This is a genomic window from Streptomyces sp. GMY02 (assembly GCF_019056675.1).
Taxonomy (GTDB): Bacteria; Actinomycetota; Actinomycetes; order Streptomycetales; family Streptomycetaceae; genus Streptomyces; species Streptomyces odonnellii.
Genome location: NZ_CP077658.1, coordinates 2,843,556 through 2,859,995, shown reverse-complemented (window position 1 = coordinate 2,859,995; position 16,440 = coordinate 2,843,556). Strand labels below are relative to the sequence as shown.

16 protein-coding genes and 2 pseudogenes are annotated in these 16,440 nt (G+C 71.1%); 9 read left to right on the top strand and 9 right to left on the bottom strand.

The features are described 5' to 3' along the window. Nucleotides 1-154: 154 nt before the first annotated feature. Entirely contained in the window at nt 155-940 is a 786-nt protein-coding gene (locus KQY30_RS11850) for a hypothetical protein (protein WP_254407083.1), read from the top strand. Nucleotides 941-990: 50 nt separating this feature from the next. Here KQY30_RS11850 and KQY30_RS11845 read toward each other — a convergent pair whose 3' ends face one another. Beyond that, the gene (locus KQY30_RS11845) at nt 991-1,494 is read right to left on the bottom strand and encodes a hypothetical protein (RefSeq protein ID WP_217306787.1); all 504 of its coding nucleotides are present in this window, start codon (nt 1,492-1,494) and stop codon (nt 991-993) included. A gap of 72 nt (nt 1,495-1,566) precedes the next feature. Next, a complete protein-coding gene (locus tag KQY30_RS11840) occupies nt 1,567-2,691 on the bottom strand; it encodes a magnesium and cobalt transport protein CorA (protein WP_217306786.1) in 1,125 nt (374 codons plus the stop codon). A 451-nt stretch (nt 2,692-3,142) separates the two neighbouring features. Between KQY30_RS11840 and KQY30_RS11835 the strand changes: the two genes are divergently transcribed. The 3 genes and pseudogenes from KQY30_RS11835 to KQY30_RS11825 all read left to right on the top strand — a co-directional run bounded on the left by KQY30_RS11835 (nt 3,143) and on the right by KQY30_RS11825 (nt 5,662). Continuing rightward, nucleotides 3,143-3,757 carry a suppressor of fused domain protein gene (locus KQY30_RS11835; RefSeq protein ID WP_217306785.1) on the top strand — a complete coding sequence of 205 codons (615 nt, stop codon included), beginning with the start codon at nt 3,143-3,145 and terminating at the stop codon, nt 3,755-3,757. A 142-nt stretch (nt 3,758-3,899) separates the two neighbouring features. Then, nucleotides 3,900-4,537, top strand: a pseudogene (locus KQY30_RS11830) (DUF6758 family protein). A gap of 255 nt (nt 4,538-4,792) precedes the next feature. Beyond that, complete coding sequence (locus KQY30_RS11825; protein ID WP_217306784.1) at nt 4,793-5,662, top strand: PHP domain-containing protein; 870 nt, start codon at nt 4,793-4,795, stop codon at nt 5,660-5,662. 133 nt (nt 5,663-5,795) lie between these two features. Here KQY30_RS11825 and KQY30_RS11820 read toward each other — a convergent pair whose 3' ends face one another. Then, nucleotides 5,796-5,948 carry a hypothetical protein gene (locus KQY30_RS11820; protein ID WP_198533811.1) on the bottom strand — a complete coding sequence of 51 codons (153 nt, stop codon included), beginning with the start codon at nt 5,946-5,948 and terminating at the stop codon, nt 5,796-5,798. A 191-nt stretch (nt 5,949-6,139) separates the two neighbouring features. On the opposite strand from KQY30_RS11820, the gene KQY30_RS11815 reads away from it, so the two are divergent. After that, nucleotides 6,140-7,075, top strand: coding sequence for an NYN domain-containing protein (locus KQY30_RS11815; RefSeq protein ID WP_217306783.1), 936 nt, complete (start codon nt 6,140-6,142; stop codon nt 7,073-7,075). Nucleotides 7,076-7,120: 45 nt separating this feature from the next. Here KQY30_RS11815 and KQY30_RS11810 read toward each other — a convergent pair whose 3' ends face one another. Further along, nucleotides 7,121-7,972, bottom strand: a complete 852-nt coding sequence (locus tag KQY30_RS11810; RefSeq protein WP_217306782.1) for an alpha/beta fold hydrolase — start codon at nt 7,970-7,972, stop codon at nt 7,121-7,123. Between the two features lie 194 nt (nt 7,973-8,166). Beyond that, complete coding sequence (locus KQY30_RS11805) at nt 8,167-10,080, bottom strand: DEAD/DEAH box helicase (protein ID WP_254407082.1); 1,914 nt, start codon at nt 10,078-10,080, stop codon at nt 8,167-8,169. A gap of 651 nt (nt 10,081-10,731) precedes the next feature. On the opposite strand from KQY30_RS11805, the gene KQY30_RS11800 reads away from it, so the two are divergent. Continuing rightward, complete coding sequence (locus tag KQY30_RS11800) at nt 10,732-11,460, top strand: ferritin-like fold-containing protein (RefSeq protein ID WP_046500383.1); 729 nt, start codon at nt 10,732-10,734, stop codon at nt 11,458-11,460. A 33-nt stretch (nt 11,461-11,493) separates the two neighbouring features. On the opposite strand, the gene KQY30_RS11795 is transcribed toward KQY30_RS11800, so the two are convergent. The 4 genes from KQY30_RS11795 to KQY30_RS11780 all read right to left on the bottom strand — a co-directional run bounded on the left by KQY30_RS11795 (nt 11,494) and on the right by KQY30_RS11780 (nt 13,421). Beyond that, nucleotides 11,494-11,763, bottom strand: a complete 270-nt coding sequence (locus tag KQY30_RS11795) for a hypothetical protein (RefSeq protein WP_217306780.1) — start codon at nt 11,761-11,763, stop codon at nt 11,494-11,496. A 240-nt stretch (nt 11,764-12,003) separates the two neighbouring features. Beyond that, the gene (locus tag KQY30_RS11790) at nt 12,004-12,231 is read right to left on the bottom strand and encodes a DUF3107 domain-containing protein (RefSeq protein ID WP_046500385.1); all 228 of its coding nucleotides are present in this window, start codon (nt 12,229-12,231) and stop codon (nt 12,004-12,006) included. Between the two features lie 157 nt (nt 12,232-12,388). Then, entirely contained in the window at nt 12,389-13,030 is a 642-nt protein-coding gene (locus tag KQY30_RS11785) for a TetR/AcrR family transcriptional regulator (protein ID WP_046500386.1), read from the bottom strand. Nucleotides 13,031-13,190: 160 nt separating this feature from the next. Continuing rightward, nucleotides 13,191-13,421, bottom strand: coding sequence for a hypothetical protein (locus KQY30_RS11780; protein WP_217306779.1), 231 nt, complete (start codon nt 13,419-13,421; stop codon nt 13,191-13,193). Between the two features lie 131 nt (nt 13,422-13,552). Between KQY30_RS11780 and KQY30_RS11775 the strand changes: the two are divergent. The 3 genes and pseudogenes from KQY30_RS11775 to KQY30_RS37410 all read left to right on the top strand — a co-directional run bounded on the left by KQY30_RS11775 (nt 13,553) and on the right by KQY30_RS37410 (nt 16,258). Beyond that, nucleotides 13,553-14,556: pseudogene (locus KQY30_RS11775) on the top strand (alpha/beta fold hydrolase). A 185-nt stretch (nt 14,557-14,741) separates the two neighbouring features. Further along, entirely contained in the window at nt 14,742-16,100 is a 1,359-nt protein-coding gene (locus KQY30_RS11770; protein ID WP_254407575.1) for a DUF3152 domain-containing protein, read from the top strand. A 56-nt stretch (nt 16,101-16,156) separates the two neighbouring features. Beyond that, entirely contained in the window at nt 16,157-16,258 is a 102-nt protein-coding gene (locus KQY30_RS37410; RefSeq protein WP_367997414.1) for an Ms4533A family Cys-rich leader peptide, read from the top strand. The last annotated feature ends 182 nt before the right edge of the window (nt 16,259-16,440 follow it).

Sequence of the window (16,440 nt, the reverse complement as noted above, 5' to 3'; positions counted from 1 at the left end):
GCGCGATTACGGGTTCAGGCTAGCCCGTACCAGTGCGCCGCGCCTTGGCGGAACAGTCCGTCCGGCGTGCGTACGGCTCTCTGTCGAGCGGCCGGGACCGCCCGGGTACGCTGCGGTCTGCCACCCGCCACCGCGCATGAGAGGCAGTGCGTCTGTGTCCCTTCTCCTGTCGTCCGGCCGTTCGCGCCGGGCCGCTCTACCCGTCGCGCTCTGCGTCGGGCTGGCCGCGGTACTCACGGCGTGCGGTGAGGATCCGGACAAGGGAACCAACGGCCTGGGGAAGCTCTCCGCCACCGAGATCGAGAGAAAGGCCCAGTCCGCGGCGGCCACCGCGACCGCGGTCCGGCTCTCCGGCTCACTGGTGACCGGCGGTGAGACCTACAAGCTCAATATGCAGCTCAAGAAGAGCGGCGGGATCGGGACCGTCACCTCGAAGGACAGCACCTTCCAGCTCCTGCGCATCGACGACGAGCTGTATCTGAAGGCCGACGCCGGCTTCTGGAGCCACGCGGACGGCGGCGCCGAGGGCGAGGAGCCGACCAAGGATGACGTCTCGGCGGCCGAGAAGCTGAGCGACAAGTATGTGAAGGTCCCGGAGGGCGACTCCTCGTACGAGCAGCTCAGCGGCTTCACGGACAAGCGGGTGCTGCTCGACGGGATACTCGCGCTGCACGGCAAGCTGACCAAGGGCGACCGCGCCAGGATCGGCGGCCAGCGGACGATCAAGGTCAATGGCGGCGAGGGCGACGGCGGGACGCTGGACGTCTCGCTGGAGGGCGTGCCGTACCCGCTGCAACTGGTACGCGCGGGCGGCGCCGGTACGGTCACGCTGTCCGACTGGGGCAAGGACTTCGTACTGGAGGCGCCCCCGAAGGAGGAGACCGTCGACTACGGCAGCCGCCTGCCGAAGACCGACGACGAGCAGGACCAGCAGGACTAGATCGGGCGGGACCGGATCGGGCAGCGCTAGGACAGGCGCCCGCCCGGCTGCTAGACCGTCTTCGAGCGCCGGGCGGACCGGTTTCCGGCGGGAGCGGATTGGCGAGTGGTCGCCATTGTCGGCAGGGGCACCGCGGCCAGCGACCCCGACGGCAGCTCGGTGATCACCTCGCGGGGTGTCAGCCGCAGCACCCGGCACTCACGCGCCCACCGCTCCGGCATGTCCTCGGCGTCCGGGGCATTGAGCCGCTTGCCCTTGAGTTCGGCGACGGCCGCCTCCCAGGCCTCCGAGCGCGGCGCCAGCTCCGTGATGTCCGCCGTCCAGGCCACCAGCCGGCCGCCCTTGTCCTTGCTGCGTACGGTCACCTCGGCCGTGGAGCCGTCGGCGAGGCCGGGCAGCGGCTGCTCGCCGGGGCCGTCCCCGACCAGATAGGCGGCGCCCTCGTACCAGATGTGCCAGAGCGCGCGGCCGGGACCCGGACCCCGTACCCAGATGAGGCCGGACTTCTTGGTGGCCTCCTCGACAAGCGCCTGGCCGAGCCGCGGATCTGTCATGCCCGCAGCTTAGCCAGGCGCGGGGAACCCGCTCCACAGCCGCCGTCCACAGCCGCGGCCCACCGCCGCTGTCTACAGCCAGCCGTTGCGCTTGAGGGTGCGATGGATCGTCACACAGACGACCGCGATCGCGCCCAGCACCATCGGGTAGCCGAACTTCCAGTGCAGCTCCGGCATGTGATCGAAGTTCATGCCGTACACCCCGCAGATGGCCGTCGGTACGGCGATGATGGCCGCCCAGGATGTGATCTTGCGCATGTCCTCGTTCTGCGCGACGGTCGCCTGCGCGAGATTGGCCTGGAGGATCGAGTTCAGCAGTTCGTCGAAGCCGATCACCTGCTCGTGCACCTGCGCGAGATGGTCGGCGACATCGCGGAAGTACTTCTGGATGTCGGGGTCGACCAGCCGCATCGGCCGCTCGCTCAGGAGCTGCATCGGCCGCAGCAGCGGTGACACGGCCCGCTTGAACTCCAGCACCTCACGCTTGAGCTGGTAGATCCGCCCGGCGTCGGAGCCGCGCGGACTGCCCTTCGCGGGCGCCGAGAACACATCGATCTCGACCTCGTCGATATCGTCCTGGACGGCCGCCGCGACCGCGATGTACCCGTCGACGACATGGTCCGCGATGGAGTGCAGCACCGCCGAGGGCCCTTTGGCCAGCAGTTCGGTGTCCTCCTCCAGCCGGTGGCGCAGGGCGCGCAGCGAGCCCTTGCCGCCGTGCCGGACGGTGATCACGAAGTCCCGTCCCGTGAAGCACATCACCTCACCGGTGTCCACGACCTCGCTGGTCGCGGTCAGTTCGGTGTGCTCGACATAGTGGATGGTCTTGAAGACGGTGAACAGGGTGTCGTCGTACCGCTCCAGCTTGGGCCGCTGATGCGCCTGCACCGCGTCCTCCACCGCGAGCGGGTGCAGCCCGAACTCGGCCGCGATACCGGCGAATTCCTCCTCGGTCGGCTCATGCAGGCCGATCCAGGCGAAGCCGCCGCCCTCCCGTACCCGCAGCATCGCCTCGTGCGGGGTGACACACGGGTCCTCCACCACCCGGCGGCCCTTGCGGTACACCGCGCAGTCGACGACGGCGCTGGAGGCGGACGGGTCGCGGGTGGGGTCGTACGAGTCGTACTTGGTGTAGGCGGCGGCGGTGCGGCGCAGGGCCGGACGGACCGCTGCGCGCAGGTCTCGGATCATCGACATGGCGGGCTCCTTCACGGAGAGGCCGTCGGCGAGGTGGCACAGCCCGGAATGGGGACGTGGTGCATACGTCCGCAAAGCGGGCGGCACTGCGGGGTCGCGGTGACGGCGTTCGCTACAGACAGGCTGAAAACACAGGCAAGAGGGCGAGAGCGTGAGAAAAGAGCGCTCTTCCGTCGTGCGGGAGGCCGTGCCTGGACTGCCGGGGCCTCAGATCCCCGTGACCCGGATCACCGGGACGAGAGCGGGGCGGAAGAGCGGTTGGTACTGGCCGGGTGACTTCGATCCACCGCAGCCCCACCTCCTCCGGCCGGTCCCCCGTGGGGGACGACGTGTCATCGGGACTCGGAGAGCGGCGCTCGGCGCACACTGTCCCGACCAGCGGCCAAGACTATCAGCCGACAGACGTCAATCTCTTCCTCTGCCCGATTCCGTAGCGATCTATGCTCCGCGTATGGCAGAAATTCTCGCTCTGGTCGAGGCCAGGCTGCGTACAGCGCTGGGCGAACCGGACGCACGGGCCGCGGTCACCTTCCTGGGAACTGACCGTATCGAGGTGCTCCGCTTCCAGGACTCCGGGAGCGGCTCCCAGGACGGCGACGGTGCCGGAGTGACGCGGTACGTCACACTCGGGATGTCGGCGCAGCCCATGACCGACCCCTCCGCCGTGCTGGCCGACCAGGTGAAGGGCCCGCGGGCCGAGCTGCTCCTGACCGTGCGGACCGGGCTCGCCGACACCGATCAGGTGCTGCGCCCGCTCGCCGTACTCGCCGCGTCACCGCAGGTCGAGGGCGTGGTCATGGCCTCGGGCGGCTCCTTGGACCTCGGCGGCCCGCTCTGGCCGGGGGCGCCCTTCCACTCCGTACTGATCGGTGAGTCCGGCGGACTGGTGCCGGATCTGGAGCTGGACGCGCCCCGGGAGCCGGTACGGTTTCTGCCGCTGCTGCCGATGACACCCAACGAGGCGGCGTACAAGCGGGCACGGGGCGCGCGGGAGCTTCAGGAGCGCTGGCTGGCGCACGGTACGGACCTCCGCGATCCGCTGCGCCGTTCCGTACCGTTGGACTGAGGGCGGTTCGAGGACCGATCGTGCGACCGATGGCCCGGTTCATGGCGCGCGGCGGGCTTTGAATCGTTCCACCGGGACGGACTCGGTCCGGACGGGTGATCGTCCTTGACGCGACGTCGGCCGGGGAGGACCGTGGGGCGCTATGAGGGGCGAACCCAGTTGCCCGAAGTGCGGTGGCCGGGTCAGGGCGCCCGGTCTTTTCGCCGACTCCTGGCAGTGTGATGTGCACGGCACCGTGCATCCGCTCCAGCCCGTGATACCGCCCAGCGTCGAGGCCCTCGGTGTGGTGGTGCACCGTGCGCGGGTCCCGGTGTGGATGCCCTGGCCGCTGCCCGTCGGCTGGCTCTTCACCGGAGTGGCGTACGCGGGGGACGACCGCAGCGGGGGCCGGGCCACCGCCGTCGCCTGCTCGGGTCCTGCCCCGCTCGGCGGCATGGGGGAGCTGCTGCTCGTCGCGGAGGAACTGGGGGTGGGGCTGGGGGCGCGGTACGCCGGGATGGACGGCCCCGATCCCGGACCGCACATCGGAGTCGACAAACCCCCGCAGGCCAAGCTGCTCGCCGCGGGCCGGCCCACCCCCTCTGGCATGTCGCCCAGGCCCCCGACGACCGGGCGGTGTTCGCGGGCGAGGCGCTCGGGCTGTGGCTGTGGGCGATCGTCTGGCCGGAGCAGTCGGGGCTGCTGCTCTACGACGAACTGGTGCTGACCGACCTGCGGGACGCGGGCGCCGAAGTGGAACTGCTGCCGTGCGGGGCGCTGTCGCCCCGGCTGCTGTCCTGACCGCCGCGTCCTCCGGTTCCCCGGTACGTCCCGTACCTCCAGCCCTTCGTGCCGCCGTACCCGCCGTACCGCCCGTACCGCCTGTACCGCCCGTACCGCCCGTACCGCCTGTGTGCCGCGGGCGGCAGCGCGACCGGCGCCGACCGGGGATGTCCGAGCCCCCCGTTATCCTTGAGGTCCTTGAACGCCCGATGTGAGTGCCCGTTGTGAGCGCCCGCCCGGGAATGTCCGTCCGAGCCTCCGGAGTCGCGTCCCGTGCGCATCGATCTGCACACCCACTCCACCGCCTCGGACGGCACGGACACCCCGGCCGAGCTGGTCCGTAACGCGGCCGGCGCGGGGCTCGATGTCGTCGCGCTCACCGACCACGACTCCACCCGGGGCCATGCCGAGGCGATCGCCGCGCTCGCGGACCTCGACCGGGACCTCACTCTGGTGACCGGCGCCGAGCTGTCCTGTCGGCTCGACGGCATCAGCCTGCACCTGCTCGCGTATCTCTTCGACCCGTACGAGCCCGAGCTGCTGCGCGAACGCGAGCTGGTACGGGACGACCGCATACCCCGGGCGCGCACCATGGTCGGCAAGCTCCAGGAGCTGGGCGTCCCGATCACCTGGGAACAGGTCGCCGGGATCGCGGGCGACGCCTCGCTCGGCCGCCCGCACATCGCCACCGCGCTCGTCCAGCTCGGTGTGGTCGAGACCGTCTCCGACGCCTTCACCCCCGAGTGGCTCGCCAACGGCGGGCGCGCGTACGCCGAGAAGCACGAGCTGGACCCGTTCGAGGCGATCCGGCTGGTCAAGGCCGCGGGCGGGGTCACGGTCTTCGCGCATCCGCAGGCGGTCAAGCGCGGTGAGGTCGTGCCCGATGCGGCCGTCGAGCGGTTCGCCGCCGCCGGTCTCGACGGCATCGAGGCCGATCACGTGGACCACGACGCCCCGACCCGGGCCCGGCTGCGTGCCCAGGCCGCCGATCTCGGGCTGCTGGTCACCGGCTCCAGCGACTACCACGGCAGCAGGAAGCCCGTACCGCTCGGGGCGTACACCACCGCTCCGGAGGTCTACGCCGAACTCACCCGGCGCGCGTCCGGCGCCCGCCCGGTCCGGGCCGCCGACGGCCGGGCGTAAGAGGCCGCGCACAGGCCTCCGTAAGCGTGCCCGTACAACGGCCGGCGCCCCCGTACGGGTGATCCGTACAGGGGCGGCGGTACCGGCGGTGTGCGGTGCTGTGACCGGCACTGAAGTGAGTAGGTGCGGGGGATTACGAGGCCGTGGATTCGGCGGGGCGGATATAGATGCGCTGGCCCTCGGCGGCGGCCTGCTGCACGATGCGGTTGACGGAGGCGGCGTCCACGACAGTGCTGTCGACAGCGGTGCCGTCGACATCGTCGAGGCGCATGACTTCGAAGCGCACGGGCTTCTCCCTTCGTCTGATCCTCCGGCTGGAGAACTGTGGGTGACGTGATGTCCGTCGATCGGTCGTACGTGAACGGTTACGTGTAGCTTCAACGGGTTGCCCACTGCAAATATTCCCTAGGCTAAGGAAATTCTTTGGGAGGCTAACTACTGGCGGGTACGGTGTCGTCCACAGAGAATGAAGCGCGTATGAACCAGGCAGAGGCCAACCCAGAGAGCAACCCGGATACCGGCCCCGGGATCACCGAGATCGCCGCCCGTCTGGAGCGGACGAACGAGCTGCTCCAGCGCATGCTCGTGGAGGTCGCCAAGACCCCGTCCACACATGCCATCTTCGTCGACGCCGGTTACGTCTATGCTGCGGCCGGGTTGCTTGTAGCGGGCACGGAAGACCGGCGCGCCTTTGATCTCGACGCCGAGGGGCTCATCGAGGCCTTCATCGACAAGGCCAGGATCATCTTCGCGGACAGCAGGCTGCTGCGGGTCTACTGGTACGACGGCGCCAGGCGGCGGATCCACACCCCCGAGCAGCAGTCGATCGCGGAGCTGCCCGATGTCAAGGTCAGGCTCGGCAATCTCAACGCCAACAACCAGCAGAAGGGCGTCGATTCACTGATCCGCACGGATCTCGAATCGCTCGCCCGGCACCGCGCCATCAGTGACGCGGCCCTGGTCGGCGGGGACGAGGACCTGGTGTCCGCGGTCGAGGCGGCGCAGGGGTACGGGGCACGGGTCCATCTCTGGGGCATGGAGGCCGGCGAGGGGCGCAACCAGGCCGAGCCGCTGCTCTGGGAGGTCGACAGCCAGCGCACCTTCGACCTGGAGTTCTGCAAGCCGTATGTCACCCGGCGCCCGGTCACCACGTACGAGCACGAGGGCGAGCCGCCGCCCTCCCGCGACCAGGTCCGCTTCATCGGCGCGCAGATCGCGGCGACCTGGCTGGCGGAGCGCGGCCGGGAGTCGATGGTCGAACTGCTGCCGGGCCATCCGTATCTGCCGGGGCCGGTGGACCAGGACCTGCTGATCGAGGCGGAGAGACTGCTCCAGCGGTCGCTGAGGGGGCACGCGATGCTGCGCCGGGCGCTGCGGGACGGCTTCTGGCAGCACCTCCAGTCGCAGTACTGACGGGCGTGGTACTGAATTTCCAGCCGACTTAGGTGCCCGGCCGGGTCAGTAGTGGCCGTCCCAGAAGTCCGTCAGCGCGGCGGCGGTCTCCAGCGGCCGGTCGGTGTTGGGGGAGTGCTGCGCCCCCGCGATCACCGTCCTGCGGGCCTTGAGCCGCTCCGCCATCGCGTCGAGCAGCGGCAGTGGCCAGGTGTCGTCGCGCTCGCCGGACAGCACATGCTTGGGCAGCGGCTGTACAGCGGCGAGTTCGGCCACCCGGTCGGGCTCCACCGAGAGCTGGCGGCCGGTGGCGATGAGCTGCGCCGGACTGGTCCGCAGCCAGCGCCTGCGCAGATCCTCGCCGTCGACGGGGGTCACGCCGTTGTCGGCGAGCGGATCCATCGCGCGCATCGCCTCCCAGACCTGCGCCATGGACATCGTGGCAAGCGCGTCGCTGAGCAGCTTCACCCGCTCCCGCTGGGCCGGGGCGACCTGCGCGGGCCCGGAGGACATCAGCGTCAGGGTGCGGAACGGGCTCCGGTCCAGCAGCACCGCGGCGCGGGCGATCTGGCCGCCGAGCGAGTGCCCGAGCAGATGGACCGGGGTGCCGACGGCCTCCGCCTGTGCCAGCACATCGGCTGCCAACTCGCCCTGGGTGTACGCCTCTTGGGTGTCCGGGCCCTCGGTCTCGTACTGTCCGCGGCCATCGACGGCGAGGGCGCGGTAACCGGCCTCGGCGAACGGTTCGAGCATCGCGTTGAAGTCCTCCTTGCTGCCGGTGTACCCGGGCAGCAGGAGCACGGTTCCTTGTGGCTCTCCGGCCGGGCGGCTGTCGAGCACGGCGAACCGGCCACGCCGGGTCGACAGGGTGCGGGCTCGGGCGCAGGAGGGCGGGACAAAGCTGGACGGCCGACTCATGCGACGAGGCTAACCGCGCGGCGCAAGCCGGGTGCGATCAGGTCCGTGACCGATCAATTCCGTGGCCGATCAGGTCCGTCGCCGATCAGGTCCATGGCCGACGGGAGAACGACGGCGGCGGCGCGGGCCGTACGCCGATGGCCCGGCGCCCCTGGTGGGGGACGCCGGGCCATCGGATGACCGCTGCGGCCGGATCAGCTTTCGGTCTTGGCCGCGGTCGTACGCGTACGGCGGCGGCGCGGCTTGGGCACCGCCTCCGCCTCCGGTGCCTCGGGCCCCTCGGCGGCGGGCTCGACGGCCTTGGCGGCGCGGGTACGGCGACGGGGCCTGGCCTCCGCCACGGGAGCCTCGGCGGGGTCGGCCACCGTCTCCGCCGTCTCCACCGTCTCCACCGTCTCGGCCACGGGCTTGGCGGCCCGGGTGCGTCTGCGCGGCTTGGCCTCGGCCACGGGCGCCTCGGCGGTCACCACGGCCACAGCCGCCTCGGCCGCCTCGCCCGCTTCCGCCACCGGCTTCGCGGCCCGGGTGCGGCGGCGGCGCGGCTTGGGCGCCGCCTCGGCCTCCGGCTCCGCCGGGGCGAGAACGCCCGCGTCCGGGCCCGCCGGGACGGTCTCCAGGACCGGAGCCTCCAGGACCGGTGCCACGGCCTCGGTCGCCGTCAGGGCGCCGCCCCGGGTGCGACGGCGGCGGCGCGGAGTGCGCGGCTCGGCCGGCTGCTCCGCGGTCACACCCTGCGGCACGTCCATCGGCACGGCTGTCTGGAACTGCGGCTCCGCCGTCTGGAACTGCGGTTCCGTGACGGCTCCGTCCAGCGCGGCCCCGCCCCGGGTACGCCGCCGCTGGCGCGGCGTGCGCGTACGGGCCGGGCGCTCTTCCCGTACCGCCGAAGAGGCCGCCGGCTTGCGGCCCCGGCCGCCCGTCTCGCCCAGGTCCTCGACCCGCTCGGCCGAGAGACCGGCGCGGGTGCGCTCGGCGCGCGGCAGCACGCCCTTGGTCCCGGCCGGGATGTTCAGCTCCTCGAACAGGTGCGGCGACGTCGAGTACGTCTCCGGCGGGTCCGGGAAACCGAGGTCGAGCGCCTTGTTGATGAGCTGCCAGCGCGGGATGTCGTCCCAGTCGACCAGCGTCACCGCCGTACCGGACGCGCCCGCGCGGCCCGTGCGGCCGATGCGGTGGAGGTAGGTCTTCTCCTCCTCCGGCGACTGGTAGTTGATGACATGTGTCACACCCTCGACATCGATTCCGCGCGCGGCGACGTCCGTACAGACCAGGACATCCACCTTGCCGTTGCGGAACGCGCGCAGCGCCTGCTCGCGGGCGCCCTGGCCGAGGTCGCCGTGGACCGCGCCGGAGGCGAAGCCGCGCTGGGCGAGCTGATCGGCGATGTCGGCTGCCGTACGCTTGGTGCGGCAGAAGATCATCGCGAGTCCGCGGCCCTCGGCCTGGAGGATGCGCGCCACCATCTCCGGCTTGTCCATGGAGTGTGCGCGGTAGACCCGCTGGGTCGTGTTGGCGACCGTCGCGCCCTCGTCGTCGGGCGAGGTGGCGCTGATGTGCGTGGGCTGCGACATGTACCGCCGGGCGAGCCCGATGACCGCGCCCGGCATGGTCGCCGAGAAGAGCATGGTTTGGCGCTTGGGCGGCAGAAGCTGGATGATCTTCTCGACATCGGGCAGGAAGCCCAGGTCGAGCATCTCGTCGGCCTCGTCCAGGACGAGCGCGCGCACATGCGAGAGGTCGAGCTTCTTCTGGCCCGCCAGATCGAGGAGCCGGCCCGGAGTGCCGACAATCACATCGACGCCCTTCTTGAGGGCCTCGACCTGAGGTTCGTACGCCCGGCCGCCGTAGATGGCCAGCACGCGTACGTTCCGCACCTTGCCGGCCGTGAGGAGGTCATTGGTGACCTGCGTGCACAGCTCGCGGGTGGGGACGACGACAAGCGCCTGGGGCGCGTTGGTGAGCAGTTCCGGCACGGCCCGGCCGGACTCGACGTCCGCGGGGACGGTGACGCGCTCCAGCAGCGGCAGACCGAAGCCGAGCGTCTTGCCCGTGCCGGTCTTGGCCTGTCCGATGACATCCTTGCCGGACAGTGCGACGGGGAGCGTCATCTCTTGGATGGGGAACGGAGACAGAATGCCGACGGCTTCAAGCGCCTCGGCCGTCTCGGGGAGGATTCCGAGTTCTCGGAAAGTCGTAGTCAGGGTGCTGCCTCTTCTGTGAGACGCGGCGCGAGGCGAACGCTGGGGGTCGTACCGCACCTGGGTACTCGGCCGGCCGTGGGTTGGCCGGTGGCGCGGGACCACTGCCGTCGCTCGAGCGCTCGTGCCGCTGAGGGGGCCCCTCATCTGCGGTCATACGCTTCTGACGCGTACGATCCGCGCGGAGGGCGGTCGGGTCGGAGCCGATCGGGCCACCGACCGGGCATCCTCATGGGGCCTGTCCGAGGAATGGACCCTCGGTCAAAACACTTCCACACTGCAAGGGCCTGCCGAACGATCAGCAGGCTCTTTATCACTGTACCCCGGAATCGCGCATGTGTGTCGGGGAAAGTTCATGGAGGGCCCGTCCACCGGCGCTGGACAGGCCCTTCCTCCATGCGCACGGCGGACTATTGTGCCGTCCGTGACTCCTCCCCCACAGGGGCTTCTCACCTGGCCGCACAGCGGTCTGATGACGGACGAGCCCTGCCCGGCGCAGTGACGCGCAGTGGTTAGTCTATCGCCACATGTGATGTAAGACAGACGAACTGGAAGGTTGCCGTGGCAGACAGCGAGAACCGAGACAGCGCGAACACGGGGATCGCCGCCCAGAACTGGGACACGGCCTCCACGGAGCCGCAGTACCGCGCCGCGGTCGTGGATCTCCTCGGGGCGCTCGCCTATGGCGAGCTGGCGGCCTTCGAGCGGCTCGCCGAGGACGCCAAGCTGGCGCCCACCCTCGCCGACAAGGCCGCGCTGGCGAAGATGGCCTCGGCCGAGTTCCACCACTTCGAGCGGCTCAGCGACCGGCTGAAGGCCATCGACGCTGAGCCGACCGACGCGATGGAGCCGTTCGCCAAGGCCCTGGACGACTTCCACCGCCAGACCGCGCCGTCGGACTGGCTGGAGGGCCTGGTCAAGGCGTACGTGGGGGACTCGATCGCCAGCGACTTCTACCGCGAGGTGGCCGCGCGGCTCGACATCGACACCCGCTCGCTGGTGCTCGCGGTGCTGGACGACACCGGGCACGGCAACTTCGCCGTGGAGAAGGTACGGGCCGCGATCGAGGCCGAGCCCCGGGTCGGCGGGCGGCTGGCGCTGTGGGCGCGGCGGCTGATGGGCGAGGCGCTGTCGCAGGCGCAGCGGGTGGTGGCCGACCGGGACGCGCTCTCCACGATGCTGGTCGGCGGGGTGGCCGACGGATTCGATCTCGCGGAGGTCGGCCGGATGTTCTCCCGGATCACCGAGGCGCACACCAAGCGGATGGCCGCGCTGGGACTGGCCGCCTGAGTCCTGGACCGACCGGACTCCCCGGGCCGTGCGTCAGGACGGCATGGCCCGGTGCAGCGGGCGGCCCGCGGGGCGGATCAGCAGCGACAGCAGCACCGCCCCCACCAGCAGCGCGCCGCCGAGTGTCAGCAGGGTGTGGCCGGGGCCGAGCGCCATGTGCGTCAGATAGGCACCGAAGAGGGCACCGAGCGGACCGGTGGTGAACACCGTCCGGTATGCGGGGAGGCGGTCCGACAGCAGGTGGGACGCGACCCAGGAGAGACCGAGTCCGAGCAGGGCCGACACGAGAGCTACCCAGAGCACTGCTGATCACCTCACGACACCAGAAGCACATGGTGGTCCGGACCTGTTGGCCCAGCACGTCACTACCCGTGGTGCGCGGAACGCAACCCTCCTGAGATCCCCCGGACACGATCAACGGGACGGTCAGTCGGGTGCGGAGCGGCCGTCCGTACAGCGCAAAGCCCGGCCCGTACGGTCCGCACAGCGTGATGGCCCGGCGGGACACTCCCGCCGGGCCATCACGAAGCGATGCACGGAGCGCTACAGCGCGCCGAATCCGACCCGCCGGGTCGTCGGCTCACCGATCTCCACGTACGCGACCCGCTCGGCCGGTACGAGCACCTTGCGCCCCTTGTCGTCGGTGAGGCTGAGCAACTGTGCCTTGCCGGCCAGCGCGTCGGCCACGGCGCGCTCGACCTCCTCGGCGGACTGCCCGCTCTCCAGAACGATCTCCCGGGGCGCGTGCTGCACGCCGATCTTGACCTCCACGGCTATGTCCCTCCGAACGGTCAGTGCGTTGCGCGGCCAGCCGCGCTGTACTCAGCACACACTAGCCCGCGAAAACCACCGGGAATCCACTGGGAAGACACCGTGATGAACGCCCGCAGCGAACACGGGGCGCTCAGTGCTGCTCGACACCGGGCGCTCAGTGCTGTTCACCGCCGTGCAGCGGGAAGCCCGCGATGCCCCGCCAGGCCAGCGACGTGAGCAGCCGGACCGCCTGGTCGCGGGGGATGGCGGATTCGCTGGAGAGCCAGTAGCGGGCGACCACTTGGGAGACCCCGCCGAGGCCCACGGCCAGCAGCATGGACTCCTCCTTGGAGAGCCCGGTGTCCTCGGCGATCACCTCGGAGATGGCCTCGGCGCACTGGAGGGCGACCCGGTCGACGCGCTCGCGCACCGCCGGTTCGTTCGTCAGGTCCGACTCGAAGACCAGCCGGAACGCGCCGCCCTCGTCCTCGACATAGGCGAAGTACGCGTCCATGGTCGCCTCGACGCGCAGCTTGTTGTCGGTGGTCGAGGCGAGCGCGGTACGGACCGCCTGGAGAAGGGCTTCGCAGTGCTGGTCGAGCAGCGCGAGATACAGCTCCAGCTTGCCGGGGAAGTGCTGGTACAGGACGGGCTTGCTGACTCCGGCCCGCTCGGCGATGTCGTCCATCGCCGCGGCGTGGTACCCCTGCGCGACGAAGACTTCCTGTGCCGCGCCCAGAAGCTGATTGCGTCGGGCGCGGCGGGGCAGGCGCGTCCCTCGCGGGCGCGCCGCCTCGGTCTGCTCTATGGCTGTCACGCCGCCTCCCAGAAATCGTGCCGAACGCGCTGTGCGCCGCCCCGCCATCGTACTTTTGGGTAACGGGGCTGTGCGCGGGCGGAACGCAGAATTTCACGGACCGGGACGGCCGCGGTAGCGGGGCGGCCGAGCCGACGCACTTCAGAGCACCTGGCCGGGGTCAGCGGTAGCCCTCCTCGTCCTCGTCCAGGTCGACCGCCCGGGCCTGCTCGGCGGCGTCGCCCTCACTCACCGTGTCCGGATCGACATGTGTCAGCGGTTCGTCGCCGTGGCGGCGCACGTCGGCGTGCTGCTCCGCGGCGTCGGCCTCGGGGGTCTCCTCGGGCAGTTCGGCGTTCTCGTCCTGGTCGTCGGTCTCGAAGGTGTCGGGATCCGTGGGGTCGACCGGCATGAGTGACCTTTCGCTGACCTTTCTTAGTACAACCCTCTTCATGCAGCCTAGAAGCCCGGGATGCCGGACGCCATGCGGCCTGTGACGGCGAACACACAATGGCGGGCGTGATCGTCTCGTAACATTGCCGCATGTCTTCGACCGAGCTGCCGGAATCCATTGCCGCCGCCGTGGCTCCGAAGGTGAGCCCCGTACGGGTCGCGGAGGGGGAGACGCTCCGTACCGTGGCGCTGCCCGGACTCACCCTGACGCTACGGGCCCGGCCCGCGACCCGGCCGGGAGCGCCGCCCGCGCTGTATGTGCACGGGCTGGGCGGCTCCTCGCAGAACTGGTCGGGGATCATGCCCCTGCTGGCGGACCTGCTCGACGGCGAGGCGGTCGATCTGCCCGGCTTCGGGGACTCGCCGCCGCCGGACGACGGCAACTACTCGGTCACCGGGCATGCCCGCGCGGTGATCCGGATGCTGGACGCGGAGCGGCGCGGGCCCGTGCATCTCTTCGGGAACTCGATGGGCGGCTCGGTCGCCACCGTGGTCGCGGCGGCCCGGCCGGATCTGGTGCGGACCCTGACGCTGGTCTCGCCGGCGCTGCCGGAGATCCGCGTCCAGCGCTCCGCGGTGCCCACCGCGCTGCTGGCGCTGCCCGGGGCCGCCGCGCTGTTCGGCAGGATGACGCGCGAGTGGTCGGCGGAGCAGCGGACCCGGGGGTGCTCGCGCTCTGTTACGGAAATCCCTCGTCGATCACCGACCAGGAACTGCGGGACGCGGTGCGGGAGATGGAGCGCCGGCTTCAACTGCCGTATTTCTGGGACGCGATGACCCGTTCCGCGCGCGGTATCGTCAACGCGTACACCTTGGGCGGTCAGCACGCACTGTGGCGGCAGGCCGAGCGGGTGCTGGCCCCGACGCTGCTCGTCTACGGCGGGCGGGATCAGCTCGTTTCGTACCGTATGGCACGGAAGGCGTCCCTCGCTTTCCGTGATTCACGGCTCCTTACGCTCCCTGACGCCGGGCATGTCGCCATGATGGAGTACCCGCGGGAGGTCGCGCAGGCCGCCCGGGAACTGATCGACAACGCCGACATCGCTGACAACGCCAAGAACGCCGGCAACGCCGACAAGACCGACAGGAGCTGATCCGGGGCGTGGGACGACACAGCCGCAGAGGCCCCGCACCTCAGGGCTCGCCGAGCCCGGCCGGTGTCGTGCCTACAGAGGCCGGCCCGGACCCTGATCCGGAGGGCCCCGGCAGAGGCAGGCGCAGGCGCGCGGCGGCAGCCGGGGACGAGGCCGCGTACGGCACTCCGGCGCACGGCACCCCGGTGTACGGCGGCACCCCCGCGCACGGCGTGCCGAGGGTACGGGGCGGCCACCCCGAACAGCGCGAAGCGGGCGGCGGCTGGGGCACCGGCCAGCGCTACGGCGACTGGCAGGGCACGGCTCCGCGCCGGCCCGGCCCGCACGGAACCGGCACGCCGGGCACGGCGCCCGGGCCCCGGACGCCCGGTGCGGGCACGCCCGGCGGCACGGTCCGTGAGGCCGGGGCGCCGGGACCGGGAGCCCCCGCGGGCGGTATGCCGGGAGGCGGCGTGCCGGGCGCGCGAGGACCCGGATCCGGAGGGCCCGGAGCCGGGACCCTCAAGGGCGCGCGCCCCGGGGCCCGGGTCTCCCTGGACGCCACGCCCGCCGCCGGGACGCCGTTGATTCCCGGGCCCCGGCGGGAGTTCATCGACGCGTTCGACGCCGACGCCTTCGACGCTCCGGGTGCGCGGACCGGCGTACGGGAAGCGGCTCCGCCCGGGCGGGACGGTGACGGGCCCGATGCGGGTCCGGACACCCCGGAGCAGCCCGAGGCCGAGCAGCCCGCGAAGGGGAGCAAGGGGCGGGCGCTCACCGGGATCGCCGCCGCCGCGGTCACCACCGTGCTCGCGGTCGTCGTCGCCGGGCAGGTCACCGGCGGCGAGCCGTCCGGCGCCCGGGCCGCCGACGGACTCGACCGCGCCGAGGACGACATCGCCTCCCGCTCCGACGGCCGGGCCACCCCCTCCGCCGTGCGGCCGGACGTACCCGCCCCGCCGCCCACCTACGCGGAGTTGATGACCCGTCAGTTCCCGCTCGACCCCCAGCTCACCGCCTCCGGCCGCTTCACCGCCGTACCCGGCCTCGACCGGGCGCCCGGCAAGGGCCAGAAGTTCCGCTACCGCGTGGACATCGAGAACGGCCTCGGGCTGGACGGCGCGCTCTTCGCCGACGCCGTGCAGAAGACCCTCAACGACGAGCGGAGCTGGGCGCACGACGGCGCCATGACCTTCGAACGGATCTCCAGCGGCAAGCCCGACTTCGTGATCACCCTGGCGAGCCCCGGCACCACCGGCGTCTGGTGCGCAAAGTCCGGTCTGGACACCACGGTTGACAATGTGTCGTGCGACTCCGCCTCCACCGACCGCGTCATGATCAACGCCTTCCGGTGGGCGCAGGGCTCGAAGACCTTCGGCGCGAAGGCGATGCTCGCCTACCGCCAGATGCTGATCAACCATGAGGTCGGCCACCGGCTCGGGCACAACCATGTGATCTGCCGCACGCCCGGTTCACTCGCCCCGGTGATGCAGCAGCAGACCAAGTCCCTGGACATCGACGGCATAAAGTGCAGGCCCAACCCCTGGGTGTTTCCCAACACTTGAGACGCGCGTCTCAAAGTGCGTTGACATCACGGGCGGGGTCGTTCATATTTCTCGGCATGTCCCCCCACCACCACGCCACCGCCGTCGGGCACGCCGCGATAGAGCTGACGCTCATCGGCGTGACCGCGCTGTGCGTGGCAGACATCCACTGTCGCTGACGCCTGCCCGAGCGCGCGCCGGCCGTTCCTGAAGGCCGTGCGAGTCCGCGCCTGGGCGTACCACTCCGTCCGTACCCAGGCGCGGCATGAACCGGCTCCACCTTTTCCGCTCTCCACCGCTGCCGCCTGCGCGGACACCGGGCGATTCCCGCCCCCGTACCCGTCCCGCACGTCCCCGCACG